Annotated in this window: 13 protein-coding genes; 8 read left to right on the top strand and 5 right to left on the bottom strand. The window is 72.7% G+C overall.

Going from position 1 to position 14339, the window contains the following annotated elements; genetic code table 11:
- Positions 1-130 precede the first annotated feature (130 nt).
- Positions 131-2755, bottom strand: coding sequence for a DEAD/DEAH box helicase (locus ACZ4XX_RS18605; RefSeq protein ID WP_468508937.1), 2625 nt, complete (start codon positions 2753-2755; stop codon positions 131-133).
- A gap of 483 nt (positions 2756-3238) precedes the next feature.
- On the opposite strand from ACZ4XX_RS18605, the gene ACZ4XX_RS18600 reads away from it, so the two are divergent.
- Complete coding sequence (locus tag ACZ4XX_RS18600; protein WP_384327359.1) at positions 3239-3961, top strand: ferritin-like fold-containing protein; 723 nt, start codon at positions 3239-3241, stop codon at positions 3959-3961.
- A gap of 71 nt (positions 3962-4032) precedes the next feature.
- On the opposite strand, the gene ACZ4XX_RS18595 is transcribed toward ACZ4XX_RS18600, so the two are convergent.
- The 4 genes from ACZ4XX_RS18595 to ACZ4XX_RS18580 all read right to left on the bottom strand — a co-directional run bounded on the left by ACZ4XX_RS18595 (position 4033) and on the right by ACZ4XX_RS18580 (position 5914).
- Positions 4033-4302: a hypothetical protein gene (locus tag ACZ4XX_RS18595; RefSeq protein WP_030320729.1), complete on the bottom strand. Its 270-nt coding sequence runs from the start codon at positions 4300-4302 to the stop codon at positions 4033-4035.
- Positions 4303-4503: 201 nt separating this feature from the next.
- Positions 4504-4731: a DUF3107 domain-containing protein gene (locus ACZ4XX_RS18590; protein WP_468508936.1), complete on the bottom strand. Its 228-nt coding sequence runs from the start codon at positions 4729-4731 to the stop codon at positions 4504-4506.
- Between the two features lie 144 nt (positions 4732-4875).
- Positions 4876-5535: a TetR/AcrR family transcriptional regulator gene (locus ACZ4XX_RS18585; RefSeq protein WP_468508935.1), complete on the bottom strand. Its 660-nt coding sequence runs from the start codon at positions 5533-5535 to the stop codon at positions 4876-4878.
- Between the two features lie 163 nt (positions 5536-5698).
- Positions 5699-5914, bottom strand: a complete 216-nt coding sequence (locus ACZ4XX_RS18580; protein ID WP_468508934.1) for a hypothetical protein — start codon at positions 5912-5914, stop codon at positions 5699-5701.
- A 141-nt stretch (positions 5915-6055) separates the two neighbouring features.
- Here ACZ4XX_RS18580 and ACZ4XX_RS18575 point away from each other — a divergent pair, with 141 nt between their 5' ends.
- The 7 genes from ACZ4XX_RS18575 to ACZ4XX_RS18545 all read left to right on the top strand — a co-directional run bounded on the left by ACZ4XX_RS18575 (position 6056) and on the right by ACZ4XX_RS18545 (position 14201).
- Positions 6056-7021: an alpha/beta fold hydrolase gene (locus tag ACZ4XX_RS18575; RefSeq protein WP_468508933.1), complete on the top strand. Its 966-nt coding sequence runs from the start codon at positions 6056-6058 to the stop codon at positions 7019-7021.
- A gap of 8 nt (positions 7022-7029) precedes the next feature.
- Entirely contained in the window at positions 7030-8430 is a 1401-nt protein-coding gene (locus ACZ4XX_RS18570) for a DUF3152 domain-containing protein (protein WP_468508932.1), read from the top strand.
- 100 nt (positions 8431-8530) lie between these two features.
- A complete protein-coding gene (locus ACZ4XX_RS18565) occupies positions 8531-8626 on the top strand; it encodes an Ms4533A family Cys-rich leader peptide (RefSeq protein ID WP_317851059.1) in 96 nt (31 codons plus the stop codon).
- A gap of 232 nt (positions 8627-8858) precedes the next feature.
- The gene (locus ACZ4XX_RS18560) at positions 8859-10589 is read left to right on the top strand and encodes an ABC transporter substrate-binding protein (RefSeq protein ID WP_468508931.1); all 1731 of its coding nucleotides are present in this window, start codon (positions 8859-8861) and stop codon (positions 10587-10589) included.
- A gap of 5 nt (positions 10590-10594) precedes the next feature.
- The gene (locus ACZ4XX_RS18555; RefSeq protein ID WP_468508930.1) at positions 10595-11569 is read left to right on the top strand and encodes an ABC transporter permease; all 975 of its coding nucleotides are present in this window, start codon (positions 10595-10597) and stop codon (positions 11567-11569) included.
- On the top strand, positions 11569-12558 hold the full coding sequence (locus ACZ4XX_RS18550) for an ABC transporter permease (RefSeq protein WP_468508929.1): 990 nt from the start codon (positions 11569-11571) through the stop codon (positions 12556-12558). The genes ACZ4XX_RS18555 and ACZ4XX_RS18550 overlap by 1 nt, the downstream gene beginning before the upstream one ends.
- A complete protein-coding gene (locus ACZ4XX_RS18545; protein ID WP_468508928.1) occupies positions 12555-14201 on the top strand; it encodes a dipeptide ABC transporter ATP-binding protein in 1647 nt (548 codons plus the stop codon). Before ACZ4XX_RS18550 ends, ACZ4XX_RS18545 begins: the two co-directional genes overlap by 4 nt.
- The last annotated feature ends 138 nt before the right edge of the window (positions 14202-14339 follow it).

The following is a 14339-nucleotide window of genomic DNA, read 5'->3' as shown; positions in this document are numbered from 1 at the left end:
CGGGGGATCGACCACCGTGCCTCCAGAGCCCCGCGCCGCCCCTCCCCCCCGCTCTCCCCCTTTTTCGTTCCCCCTCCCTCCCCCCCCTCCGGGGGGGCGCCCCGCCCCGCGGTCATGAGGTCGGGCGGGATCAGCTCTCGGGCTGAGCGGCCGCCGCCTTCTTGGTGGTGCGGCGGCGCGGGACCTTCGGGGCTTCGGCCTCGGCGGTCTCGGCGACCGGCTCCGCGGCGGCCTTCTTCGTCGTCCGGCGACGGGTCGGCGTCTTCGGCTCCGAGGCGTCGGGCGCCTCGGCGGTGACGGCCTTCTTGGCCGCGCGGCGACGGGGAGCCTTCGGGGCCTCCTCGGCGGCCGGGGCCTCGGCGGCGGCGGCGGTCTCGGCGACCGGCTCCGCCACGGCCTTCTTGGCGGTACGGCGACGGGGGGCCTTCTTCGGCTCCTCGACGACCGGGGCCTCGACGACGACGGCCGGAGCGGCCTCGACGACGGCGGCCGGGGCCGCCTTGGCGACCGGGCTCGTGACGATCACGGTCGCGGCGGCGGTGGACGTCGTCGGCGAACCGGCGGCCTTCCGGACCACACGGCGACGCGCGGGCTTCTTCGGCTCCTCCTCGACGACCGGCACGGGCGCCGGCTCGACGACGGGCTCGACGACCGGGGTGGCGGTCACCGGCGAACCGGCTGCCTTCCGCACCACACGGCGACGACGCGGAGCGGGCACCTCGGCCGTGACCGCTGCGGCGGCCTCGACGACGGGCGCGACGGCCGCGACCGGCTCGGCCACCACCGGAGCGGCGGCGGTCTCGGCGACCGGCTCCGCCACGGCCTTCTTGGCGGTACGGCGACGCGGGGCCTTCTTCGGCTCCTCGGCGGCCGGGGCCTCGGCGGCCGGGGCCTCGACGACCGGCGCCACGGCGACGGGCGCCTCGACGACCGACGCGGCCTTCGCGGCGCGCAGGGCGGCCGCGGCGGTCTCGACCGTCTGGAACGAGACGGTGTCCTCGACCGGGCGGGCCACCCGGGGACGACGACGGCGCGGGGCCGGGGCCGTCTCCTGGGCCACGGGGGCCGGAGCGGCGGGCGCGGTGCGCACGGCCTCCGGACGGGCGGCGGTACGGCTGCGACGCCGCGGGGTCTTCGCCTCGGCGGCCGGGGTCTCGACCACGGGGGCCTCGACCACGGCGGCCGCGGCGGCGGGAGCCTCGGCCACAGGCGCCGGAGCGGCGTCCTCGACCACGGTCCGGGCGGCCGGAGCCGTCCGCTCGGCCTGGGCGACCGCCACAGGGGCGGCCTGGGCGGCCTGGGTCACCGGCGCGGAGCCCGGGGCGCCGACACGGGTGCGACGGCGGCGGCGCGGGGTTCGCGGGCCGGACTCGGCCTTCGCCTCGTCCGTCACCGACGCGGTCTCGACGGCCGGGGCCGCGGAGGCCGCGGGCGCCGCGGCGTCGAGCTCGCCGCCACGGGTGCGTCGGCGCTGACGCGGGGTCCGCGTCCGCTCCGGGCGCTCCTCGGTCCGCTCGGTGCGCTCGTTCCGGTCGTTCTTCGGGCCGCGCGCACGGCGTCCGCCGGGCTCGCCCAGGTCCTCGAGCTCCTCCGCGCCCAGACCCGCACGGGTCCGCTCGGCGCGGGGCAGGATGCCCTTGGTGCCCGCCGGGATGTCCAGCTCCTCGAACAGGTGCGGGGACGAGGAGTACGTCTCCACCGGCTCGTGGAAGTCCAGCTCGAGCGCCTTGTTGATGAGCTGCCAGCGCGGGATGTCGTCCCAGTCGACCAGGGTCACGGCGGTGCCCTTGTTGCCCGCGCGGCCGGTGCGGCCGACGCGGTGGAGGAACGTCTTCTCGTCCTCCGGCGACTGGTAGTTGATGACGTGGGTGACGCCCTCGACGTCGATGCCACGGGCGGCGACGTCGGTGCAGACCAGCACGTCGACCTTGCCGTTGCGGAAGGCGCGCAGCGCCTGCTCGCGGGCGCCCTGGCCGAGGTCGCCGTGGACCGCGCCGGAGGCGAAGCCACGACGCTCCAGCTGCTCGGCGATGTCGGCCGCCGTGCGCTTGGTGCGGCAGAAGATCATCGCGAGCCCGCGGCCGTTGGCCTGCAGGATGCGGGAGACCATCTCCGGCTTGTCCATGTTGTGCGCGCGGTAGACGTGCTGCTTGATGTTGGCGACGGTCGCGCCCTCGCCGTCGGGCGAGGTGGCGCGGATGTGCGTCGGCTGCGACATGTAGCGGCGGGCCAGGCCGATGACCGCGCCCGGCATGGTCGCCGAGAACAGCATGGTCTGACGCTTCGCCGGAAGCATGTTGATGATCTTCTCGACGTCGGGCAGGAAGCCCAGGTCGAGCATCTCGTCGGCCTCGTCCAGGACGAGGACCTTGACGTGGGACAGGTCGAGCTTGCGCTGGCCCGCCAGGTCGAGCAGGCGGCCGGGGGTGCCGACGACGACGTCGACGCCCTTCTTCAGCGCCTCGACCTGGGGCTCGTACGCCCGGCCGCCGTAGATGGCGAGCACGCGGACGTTGCGCACCTTGCCGGCCGTGAGCAGGTCGTTGGTGACCTGCTGGCACAGCTCGCGGGTGGGGACGACGACGAGCGCCTGCGGGGCGTCGGTCAGCTGCTCGGGCTTCGCCCGGCCGGCCTCGACGTCCATGGGGACGGTGACGCGCTCCAGGATCGGCAGACCGAAACCGAGGGTCTTGCCGGTGCCGGTCTTGGCCTGGCCGATGACGTCGGTGCCGGTCAGGGCGACCGGGAGGGTCATCTCCTGGATGGGGAAGGGGGTGACGATGCCGACGGCCTCAAGGGCTTCGGCCGTCTCGGGAAGGATTCCGAGGTCTCGGAAAGTCGTAGTCAGGGTGCTGCCTCTTCTGTGGACGCGGTGCGAGGCGAACGAAGGGGGTCGTACCGTGCCGGGAACTGCCGACGCGATCCTGGGGATCGCTGCCGGGTGGCACGGGACCACTGCCGTCGCTCGAGCGTCGTACCGCTGAGGTGACCCTTCCGCGGGTCCGCCGGAAGGGCTGTCGGGCCGGAGCCGATCGGGCCACCGACCGGGCATCCTCATTCATGAGTCGGCCCACCGGATACGTCCGAACGTGCGAAAGCATGTCCGCATACTCAGCAGGCGCCTTATCACTGTACCCCGGAATCGCGCATGTGTGTTGGGAGAAATGGTGATGAGGGCACGGTCACACTGACTGACCAGCCCCTTCCCCCCGTGCCCGAGCGGGCTATTGTGCGCTCCATGGAGACGCCTGACAACGCCACACCCACCGGGATCGCAGCCAAGGACTGGGCGACGGCTTCCGCCGAGCCGCAGTACCGCGCCGCCGTGATCGACCTCCTCGGCGCCCTCGCCTACGGAGAGCTCGCGGCCTTCGAACGGCTCGCCGAGGACGCCAAGCTGGCGCCGACCCTCGCGGACAAGGCGGAGCTGGCGAAGATGGCCTCCGCCGAGTTCCACCACTTCGAGCGGCTGCGCGACCGCCTCGCCGCCGTCGACGCCGAGCCGACCGTGGCCATGGAGCCCTTCGCCAAGGCCCTCGACGACTTCCACCGCCAGACCGCGCCGTCGGACTGGCTGGAGGGCCTGGTCAAGGCGTACGTCGGCGACTCGATCGCCAGCGACTTCTACCGGGAGGTCGCGGCCCGCCTCGACTCGGACACGCGCGGGCTCGTCGTCTCGGTGCTCGACGACACGGGCCACGGCAACTTCGCCGTCGAGAAGGTCCGCGCCGCGATCGACGCCGACCCGCGCGTCGGCGGCCGGCTCGCGCTCTGGGCGCGCCGCCTGATGGGCGAGGCGCTCTCGCAGGCGCAGCGCGTGGTCGCCGAGCGCGACGCGCTGTCGACCATGCTGGTCGGCGGTGTCGCCGACGGCTTCGACCTCGCGGAGGTCGGCCGGATGTTCTCCCGGATCACCGAGGCCCACACCAAGCGCATGGCCGCGCTCGGTCTGGCCGCCTGAGCATCACCCGTACGAAGACGTTCCCGTACGAGGGCGTTCCCGTCGTACGGGAAGGGGGTGTGCGGCGCTGTTCACGCCGCCGCTGATCGCCGCAGCCTGCGCGAGGCCGGCCGGATCAGCAGCGAGAGCAGCACCGCCGCCACCGCCACCGCACCGATCAGGGTGGCGAGGAAGTGACCGGGGCCGAGGGCCCCGTGCGTGACGAGCGCGCCGAAGACGCCGCCCAGTGCGCCGGTGGCGAGGACGATCACACGGACGGGGAGGCGGTCGGGCAGCCGGTGCACGGCGGCCCAGGCCAGGGCGAAACCGAGCAGGGCGGAGCCGAGGGCTTCCAGGAACACTGCGGATCACCTCGCGAGGGGTGCGGGGCGGGTGGTGCGGTCGAGAACCCTCCTACCCCAGGGCTCCGGAACGCAATCCTCCCGTACGCCCTGACGTGGCCATTCGGACATACGAGGGCATGGCGCCACGACGCGCGCCCGCACGACGAGGGGCCCGGCGGACCATGACGGTCCACCGGGCCCCTCCCGTAGATCCTGGGCTCAGAGCGCGCCGAACCCCACGCGGCGCACGGCGGGCTCGCCGAGCTCCACGTACGCGATCTTCTCGGCCGGGATGAGGACCTTGCGGCCCTTCTCGTCCGAGAGGGTGAGCAGCGGCGCCTTGCCGGCCAGCGCGTCGGCCACGGCGCGCTCCACCTCCTCGGCGGACTGCCCGCTCTCCAGAACGATCTCCCGGGGTGCGTGCTGCACGCCGATCTTGACCTCCACGGCTATGTCCCTCCGAACGGTCAGCGTTGCGCGAATACCGCGCCGTACGCTGCACACATTAGCCCGGTGAGGGGACGCGTACGGCTCAGCCGCCGCACGCCAGGAGCGAACAGGCCGCGGGAATGAACCGGCCCGCGGGAACGCTCAGTGACCCTCGGCGCCGAGCTGGCCGTCCACCGCGTGCAGCGGGAAGCCGGCGATGCCGCGCCAGGCGAGCGAGGTCAGCAGTCCGACCGCCTTGTCGCGCGGGATGGCGGAGCCGCTCGACAGCCAGTAGCGGGCGACGACCTGGGAGACGCCGCCGAGCCCCACGGCGAGCAGCATCGACTCGTCCTTGGAGAGTCCGGTGTCCTCGGCGATGACGTCGGAGATCGCCTCGGCGCACTGCAGGCTCACCCGGTCCACGCGCTCGCGTACGGCGGGCTCGTTGGTCAGGTCGGACTCGAAGACGAGGCGGAAGGCGCCGCCCTCGTCCTCGACGTACGCGAAGTAGGCGTCCATCGTGGCCGCGACGCGCAGCTTGTTGTCGGTGGTGGAGGCGAGGGCCGTGCGCACCGCCAGGAGGAGGGACTCGCAGTGCTGGTCGAGCAGGGCCAGGTAGAGCTCCAGCTTCCCGGGGAAGTGCTGGTAGAGAACCGGCTTGCTGACGCCCGCGCGCTCGGCGATGTCGTCCATCGCGGCCGAGTGGTACCCCTGGGCGACGAAGACCTCCTGGGCGGCGCCGAGGAGCTGGTTCCGTCGGGCACGTCGCGGCAGGCGCGTGCCCCGAGGGCGTGCTGCCTCTGTCTGCTCGATGGCGCTCACGCGGCCTCCCAAAAATCGATCCATGCACGCTGTCGCGCGCGCCGCCATCGTACTTTTGGGTAACCCGGCTGTGCGCGGTGCGGACGCAGAATTTCACGGACCGGACGTCCGGGTCGACAGTCGATTCAAAATTAAACCGAACAAATCGGCGGTAGTCGTCCGCTCAGCGGTAGTCGTCCTCGTCCTGGGTGACGACCCGGGCCTGTTCGGACGAGTCCGCCTCGTTCGCCGAGTCGCGCTCGACGTGGGTGAGCGGTTCGTCGTCGCGTTGCCGCAGTTCGGTGTGCTGTTCGGCAGCGTCGGCCTCCGGGATCTCCTGGTCCAGCACGACGTCCTCTTCCTCGGTGAATGTGTCCGGCTCGGTCGGATCGACAGTCATGAGGTTCCTTCCGGAGGAGCGGGTCGCGGTCGTCTCCGATGGCCCTCTCTCCGAGCGTAGGAGCACACGCGGCTCGCCGCACACGCACCTGTGACGGCACCCACACGTCTCCGCGCGTGATCGTCTCGTAATATTGCGGCCATGTCGTCGACCGAGCTGCCGGAAACCCGGACCGCCGCGCCCGCCGCGTCGCGCCCCGCGCGCGCCGTACGGGTCGCCGACGGCGAGGAGCTCCGCTCCGTCTCGTTGCCCGGACTCACCCTCACCGTGCGTGCCCGGCCGGGCGTCGAGCCCGGTCTGCCGCCCGCGCTGTACGTGCACGGCCTCGGTGGTTCCTCGCAGAACTGGTCCGCCCTGATGCCGCTGCTCGCGGACCTCGTCGACGGCGAGGCGGTCGACCTGCCCGGCTTCGGCGACTCGCCGCCGCCCGACGACGGCAACTACTCGGTCACCGGGCACGCGCGCGCCGTCATCCGGCTCCTCGACTCCACGGGCCGCGGACCGGTCCACCTCTTCGGCAACTCGCTGGGCGGCGCCGTCGCCACCCGCGTCGCCGCGGTGCGCCCCGACCTGGTCCGCACCCTCACCCTCGTCTCCCCCGCGCTGCCCGAGCTGCGCGCCCAGCGCACGGCCTGGCCCACGGTGCTGCTCGCGGTGCCCGGCGTCGCCGGGGCCTTCGCGAAGCTCACCAAGGACTGGACGGCCGAGCAGCGCGTCCGGGGTGTCCTCTCACTCTGTTACGGGGACCCCGGCCGGGTCACCGACGAGGGACTGCTGCACGCCGTGGAGGAGATGGAGCGGCGCCTGGAGCTCCCCTACTTCTGGGACGCCATGGCCCGCTCCTCGCGCGGCATCGTCGACGCGTACACGCTCGGCGGGCAGCACGGACTGTGGAGGCAGGCCGAACGGGTTCTCGCACCGACGCTCCTCGTCTACGGTGGGCGCGACCAACTCGTCTCGTACCGGATGGCCCGGCGGGCGGCCGCGGCCTTCCGCGGCTCGCGTCTGCTGACCCTTCCCGAGGCGGGGCACGTGGCGATGATGGAGTACCCCGAGACGGTCGCGCAGGCCGCCCGGGACCTGATCGCCGATCACGGCGGGAGCTGATCCGGGGCGTGGGACGACATAGTCGCAAGGGCTCCGCGCCCTCGGTGGCCGACACCGGGCAGCAGGCGGCGGCCCCGCAGAGCCGGCCCGCGGCCGGATCGCCGGGCACGCAGGCGGGCCGCCCGCCGCAGGGCGGGGGCACGGGACGCCGCCGCAGGACCACGGGCGGCGGAGGCCAGGACCCGTCGGGGACTCCGGCGCACGGGACCCCGATGTACGGGACTCCCGCGCACGGCACTCCCGCGCACGGCACTCCCGTGTACGGCACCCCGGCGCAGGGCACTCCTATGTACGGGACCCCCGCGCACGGCACTCCCGCGTACGGCGGGTCCGGGTACGGCGGCGGGGCCTACGACACCGGGGCGCACGCGGCCCTCGGGACACCCGCGCACGGCGTCCCCGTCTACGGGGGCTCCGTACGGGGTGGACATCCGCAGCACGAGGAGGGCTCCGCGCCCCGGCCGTACGCCCCGCGGCACGGCGCTTCCCGCACCGAGGAGACCGAACAGGCCGCCCCCCAGGCGCCGTTCATCCCCGGCCCGCGCCGCGAGAGCGTCCCCGATACCGACGAGTCGACCGGCAGGGGCGGCCTGGGCCGTACCCTCACCGGGGTCGCGGCCGCCGCCGTGGCCACCGTCCTCGCCGTCGTCGTCACCGGACAGGTCGCCGACAAGGACGAGGCGCCGGGCGTCGCCCACGCCGCCGGACAGCCGGACGAGCGGGCCTCGGACGACACCTCGGCCTCCCGTTCCGACGAGCGGGTCACCCCGTCGAGCCCTGCCGCGCCCGCCCCTGCCGCCCAGCCGCCGACGTACGAGCAGCTGATCGCCCGTCAGTACCCGATCGACCCGAAGCTCAAGGGCTCCGGCACGTTCAAGGCCGTGCCCGGCCTCCAGAAGGCGCCCGGCAAGGGCACCCTGGTCCGCTACCGGATCGACGTCGAGGAGGGGCTCGGCCTCGACCAGAACCTCTTCGCCACGGCCGTGTTCAAGACCCTCAACGACCGCCGCAGTTGGGCCGGCAACGGCGAGATGACCTTCGAGCGCATCTCCAGCGGGGAGCCCCAGTTCGTCATCACGCTCGCCAGCCCCGGCACCACCGGCGTCTGGTGCGCGAAGTCCGGACTCGACACCACGGTCGACAACGTCTCCTGCGACTCGGCCCAGACGGACCGCGTGATGATCAACGCCTATCGCTGGGCGCAGGGCTCGGAGACCTTCGGCCCCAAGGCGATGTTCGCGTATCGCCAGATGCTCATCAACCACGAGGTCGGACACCGGCTGGGCCACGGGCATGTGATGTGCAGCACTCCCGGTGCGCTCGCGCCCGTGATGCAGCAGCAGACGAAGTCCCTGAACATCGACGGAATCAAGTGCCGTCCCAACCCCTGGGTGCATCCCGGGAGTTGAGATCCGGCCTGTTCCTCCGCCGATCACATCCTGAGACGGGCGTCTCGGGAATCGTCGAACCGCGTTGACATCGTTCGCGCGTTCGTTCATATTTCTCGGCATGTCGCACCGTCACGTCGTCTCCGATCGCGCCGCCTTCGAGCTGGCGCTCATCGGCGTGGCCGGACATTCCGTCGCCGACGTTCTCTGTAGCTGACTCCCCCTGGGCCCAGCGGCCCGGGTGGTACCCCCAGCCCCCGAGCGCCCCGTCGGTATTGCCGTTCCCGCATCACCGGCGACTTTCCGCGCCCGGGTTTCTCCTCCCCGCAGGCGCGGCTTTCTTCTCTGATCTCCCTGTGCCCGGCCATTCCCCTCGGATGCCGCCGCTCGCCGCTGCCTGCGTGGAATTCCCTTTCCCGTAACCGCAGTTCTCCGAGAGGTTTTCTCCGATGCGTCAATCGTCCGTCGTTTCGCGCCGCGTGGCAGCGACCGCCGTCAGTCTCGTCCTGACCCTGGGCGTCGCCGCCTGCGCGGGCCCCGAGGACACCGGCGCCAAGAGCGGCACCTCCGGCAAGGCCGCGGGCGCCCCGCAGAAGGGCGGCACGCTCACCGTCCTCAACGCCGAGGCCCAGACCGACTTCGACCCCGCCCGTCTCTACACCTCCGGCGGCGGCAACGTCCCCTCCCTCGTCTTCCGTACGCTCACCACCCGCAACCGCGAGGCGGGCGCCGCCGGCACCGAGGTCGTGCCCGACCTCGCCACCGACACCGGCCGCCCCAACAAGGACGCCACGGAGTGGACGTACACGCTGAAGGAGGGCCTGAAGTTCGAGGACGGCACGCCCATCACCAGCGCCGACATCAAGTACGGCATCGAGCGCTCCTTCGCCGCCGAACTCTCCGGCGGAGCCCCGTACCTGCGCGACTGGCTGATCGGCGGCGACACGTACGAAGGCCCCTACAAGGACAAGAAGGGTCTGGCGTCCATCGTCACGCCCGACGCGAGGACCATCGTCTTCAAGCTGCGGAAGCCCGAGGGCGAGTTCCCCTTCGTCGCCACCCAGACCCAGTTCACCCCCGTTCCGAAGGCCCACGACACCGGCGCCAAGTACGAGGAGCACCCCGTCTCCTCCGGCCCGTACAAGGTCGTCAGGAACGAGAACGACGGCGAGCGCCTCACCCTGGAGCGCAACGAGCACTGGGACCCCAGGACCGACGAGGAGCGCAAGGCATACCCGGACCGCATCGACGTCCGGTCCGGCCTCGACGAGGCCGTCATCAACCAGCGCCTCGCCACCTCCACCGGCGCCGACGCCTCCGCGATCACCACCGACACCAACCTCGGCCCCGCCGAACTCGCCCAGGTGGGCTCCGACGAGGCGCTCGCCGCCCGCGTCGGCACCGGCCACTTCGGCTTCACCAACTACCTCGCCTTCAACCCCGACGTGAAGCCCTTCGACAACCCGAAGGTGCGGCAGGCGATCTCGTACGCGATCAACCGCACCAGCGTCGTCAACGCGGCCGGCGGCTCCGCGCTCGCCGAGCCCGCCACCACCTTCCTGCCCGAGCAGAAGTCCTTCGGCTTCACGCCGTACGACCACTTCCCGGCCGGGAAGACGGGCGACCCGGAGAAGGCCAAGGCGCTCCTGAAGGAGGCCGGCTTCCCCGACGGCCTCAAGATCACCCTGCTGCACTCCACCGCCCAGAACCGCGCCACCAGCCCCGAGATCGCCACCGCCGTCCAGGAGGCCCTCGGCAAGGCCGGCATCACCGTCGAGCTCGACGGTCAGGAGCCCAACTCCTTCAACGAGAAGCGCTGGAGCGTCAAGGACGCGCCCGGCTTCTTCCTCTCCCGCTGGGGCGCCGACTGGCCGGCCGGCGGCCCGTTCCTCGCGCCGATCTTCGACGGGCGCCAGATCGTCACCAACGGCTCCAACTACAACCACGCGCAGCTGAACGACCCCGCGGTCAACAAGGAGATCGACGAGATCAACAAGCTGACCGACCTCAAGGCCGCCGCCTCCCGCTGGGGCGCCCTGGACAAGAAGATCGGCGAGCAGGCCCTCGACGTGCCGCTCTTCCACCCCGTCTACAAGCGGCTCGTCGGCAAGAACGTCAAGAACGTCGTCATCAGCGATTGGACCGGCGTCCTCGACGTCTCGCAGGTCGCGGTCAAGTGACGTCCGTGACCTCCCTGACCGACACGACGGCGCCCGTGGCGGGCCTCCCCGCCACGGGCGCCGCCCGGCAGGTGTGGCGACGGCTCCGCACCCGCCCCGCCGCCCTCGTCTCCGCCGCCGTCCTCCTCCTGCTCGTCCTCCTCGCCGTCGCCGCGCCGCTGCTCGCCGCCCTGGCGGGCCAGGACGCGAACACCTACCACGACGACCTCGTCGACTCGGCCCGTGGCGGCGTCCCGTACGGCGCCTTCGGCGGGGCGAGCGCCGACCACTGGCTCGGGGTCGAACCCGGTACCGGCCGCGACCTGTTCGTCCGTCTCCTCCACGGCGCCCGGATCTCACTGCTCGTCGCCGTCGGCGCCACCGCCGTCCAGATCCTCATCGGCGTCCTCGTCGGCCTCGCCGCCGGACTCGGCAACCGCTGGGTCGACGGCGTCCTCGGCCGGGTCACCGACGTCCTCGTCGCCCTCCCGATGCTGGTCCTCGCCATCGCCCTCACCGCCGTCGTCCCGCGCGGCTTCCCCCGTCCCCTGCTGCTGATCCTCGTCATCGGCTTCCTCGGCTGGGCCGGGACCTCCAGGATCGTGCGCGCCCAGACCCTCACCCTGAAGAGCCTCGACTTCGTCGCCGCCTCACGGCTCGCCGGCTCCGGACCCTGGCGGACCGCCCGCCGCGAGCTGCTGCCCTCCCTCGCCGCCCCCGTCATCACGTACGCGGCGATCCTCGTCCCCACCAACATCGTCGTCGAGGCGTCCCTCTCCTTCCTCGGGGTGGGCGTCACCCCGCCCACCCCGTCCTGGGGACAGATGCTGTCGACCGCGCAGACCTGGTTCCGCGCCGACCCCGCCTACGTCCTGCTGCCCGCCGGACTGCTCTTCGTCACCGTGCTCGCCTTCACCGTCCTCGGCGACGCGGTCCGCACGGCCCTCGACCCGCGCGAGGCGAGCCGCCTGCGCGTCGGCACCCGCAAGGAGGCCTCCTGATGACCCGCTTCGTCCTCAAGCGGCTCGCGGGTGCCGTGCTCGTCCTGCTGGCCCTCTCGGTCCTCGTGTACACGCTCTTCTACCTGGCACCCGGCGACCCCGCACGGCTCGCCTGCGGAGAGCGCTGCAACCCGCAGCAGATCGCCCAGGTCCGCGAGCAACTCGGCCTGAACGACAGCATGGCCGTCCAGTACCTGCACTTCCTCCAGGGCGTCTTCGCCGGCCGTGACTACTCCACCGGCACCTCCCTCGTGCACTGCGACGCGCCCTGCCTCGGACTCTCGTACCAGAGCGACCAGCAGGTCACCCGGCTCGTCCTGGAACGGCTCCCCGCCACCGCCTCCCTCACCCTCGGGGCCATGGTCGTCTGGCTGGTGATCGGCGTCGGCACCGGACTGCTCTCCGCGCTGCGCCGCGGCGGCCCCACCGAGCGGATCCTGACCCTGCTCACCCTCGCCGGGACCGGCACCCCCGTCTTCATCCTCGGGCTGCTGCTCCTCATGGCCGTCTGCGCCTATCTCCAGTGGCTGCCCTTCCCCAGTTACGTACCGCTCGGCGAGGACCCCGAGCAGTGGGCCTGGAACATGCTGCTTCCCTGGCTCACCCTCGGCTTCTTCGAATCCGCCAAGTACGCGCGGCTCACCCGGAGTTCCACCCTGGAGACGCTCGCCGAGGACCACATCCGCACCTTCCGCGCCTACGGGGTGGGGGAGCGGTCCGTCGTCACCCGCCACGCGCTGCGCGGGGCCGTCCCGCCGGTCGTCGCGGTCAGCGCCGTCGACCTCGGCTCGACGTTCGGCGGGGCGGTGCTCACCGAGTCCCTCTTCGGCATCCCCGGGCTCGGCAAGACGCTCATCGACGGGGTGAAGGCGATCGACCTGCCGGTGGTGGTGGGCGTGGTCATGGTGACGGGCACGTTCGTCGTCCTCGCCAACGTCCTCGCGGATCTGCTGTACGCGGCCGCCGACCGAAGGGTGGTCCTGACGTGACCCCGCCGCTTGTCGAAGTGCAGCACCTCACCGTCGAGTTCGCCCGCTCCGCGGAGGCCGTGCGGGCCGTCGACGGCCTCTCCTTCACCCTCGACGAGGGCCGCGCCCTCGCCCTCGTCGGCGAGTCCGGCAGCGGCAAGTCCACCGTCGCCGGCGCCCTCCTCGGACTCCACCGGGGGACGGGGGCGCGGGTCGGCGGGACCGTACGGGTCGGCGGCGTCGACGTCGGTACGGCGGGGCCCGGCGAGCTGCGGCGACTGCGCGGCGGAGTCGCCGCCATGGTCTTCCAGGACCCGCTGTCCGCCCTCGACCCCTACTACGCCGTGGGCGACCAGATCGCCGAGGTGTACCGCGTCCACGCCGGCGGCTCACGGCGGGCCGCCCGCGCCCGCGCCGTCGAGGTCCTCGACCGGGTCGGCATCCCCGATGCGGCCCGCCGCTCCCGCTCCCGCCCGCACGAGTTCAGCGGCGGCATGCGGCAGCGCGCCCTGCTCGCGATGGCCCTCGCCTGTGAACCCCGGCTCATCGTCGCCGACGAACCCACCACCGCCCTCGACGTCACCGTGCAGGCCCAGATCCTCGACCTGCTGCACGAGCTGCGGCGGGAGACGGGCACGGCGCTGCTGCTCGTCACCCACGACGTGGGCGTCGCCGCCGAGAGCGTCGACGAGGTGCTCGTCATGCAGGACGGCCGGGAGGTCGAACGCGGTCCCGTGGCCGGAGTGCTGGGCGGGCCGGCGGAGCCGTACACGAGACGGCTGCTGGCCGCCGTGCCCCGGCTCGACGGACCGGTGCGCGAGCCCCTGGAGCAGGGGGCACCGCTCCTCGAAGTCCGCGATCTGCGGAAGGTGTTCGGGCGGGGTCCGAAGGCGGTGACCGCCGTCGAAGGCGCCTCTCTCACCCTCCACGCGGGCGAAACCCTCGGTGTCGTCGGGGAGTCCGGCAGCGGCAAGACCACCCTCGGCCGCATGCTGGTGCGGCTCCTCGACCCGACCGACGGCCGACTCCTCTACGGGGGAACGGAGATCGGCACCCTGTCGGAGCGGGAGCTGCGCCCGTACCGCCGTGAACTCCAGATGGTCTTCCAGGACCCGGTCGCCTCGCTCAACCCGCGCCGCTCCGTCGGCGAGTCCATCGCCGACCCGCTGCGGGTGGCGGGGGAGCGGGACGAGACCCGGATACGGGGCAGGGTGCGGGAGCTGCTCGACCGGGTCGGGCTCGACCCCGACCGGTACGAGGCCTACCCGCACGAGTTCAGCGGCGGCCAGCGCCAGCGGGTCGGCATCGCCCGCGCGCTCGCCGCCGAACCCCGGATCGTCGTCTGCGACGAACCCGTCTCCGCCCTCGACGTCACCACCCAGGCCCAGGTGACCGCACTGCTCGCCGAACTCCAGGCCGAACTCGGCCTCGGGCTCGTCTTCATCGCCCACGACCTCGCCGTCGTCCGGCAGGTCAGCGACCGGGTCGCCGTCATGCGCGCGGGCCGGATCGTCGAGCAGGGCACGGTCGCCGAGGTGTACGGCGCGCCCCGGGACCCGTACACCCGGCAGCTGCTCGCCGCCGTCCCCTCGCTCGACCCGGTCCGCGCGACGGAACGCCGGGACCTGCGCCGCGAGGAACGCCAGGAGCTGGCCGTCGCCTGACGCTCCGTGACCACTCCGGGGCGTACCGCGACGGAACGCTACCGGGGTGGGAAAGTTACGTGCATTCACCCCTTCCGGTGGTGCGACGGACAACCGTCCGCCGCGCCACCGGTATCTCCGCTTACGTTCTTCCCGCTG

Source organism: Streptomyces sp. NPDC029956, from assembly GCF_055574655.1.
The sequence above is the reverse complement of the archived record's forward strand: the minus strand, read 5'-3'. Positions and strand labels throughout refer to the sequence as shown.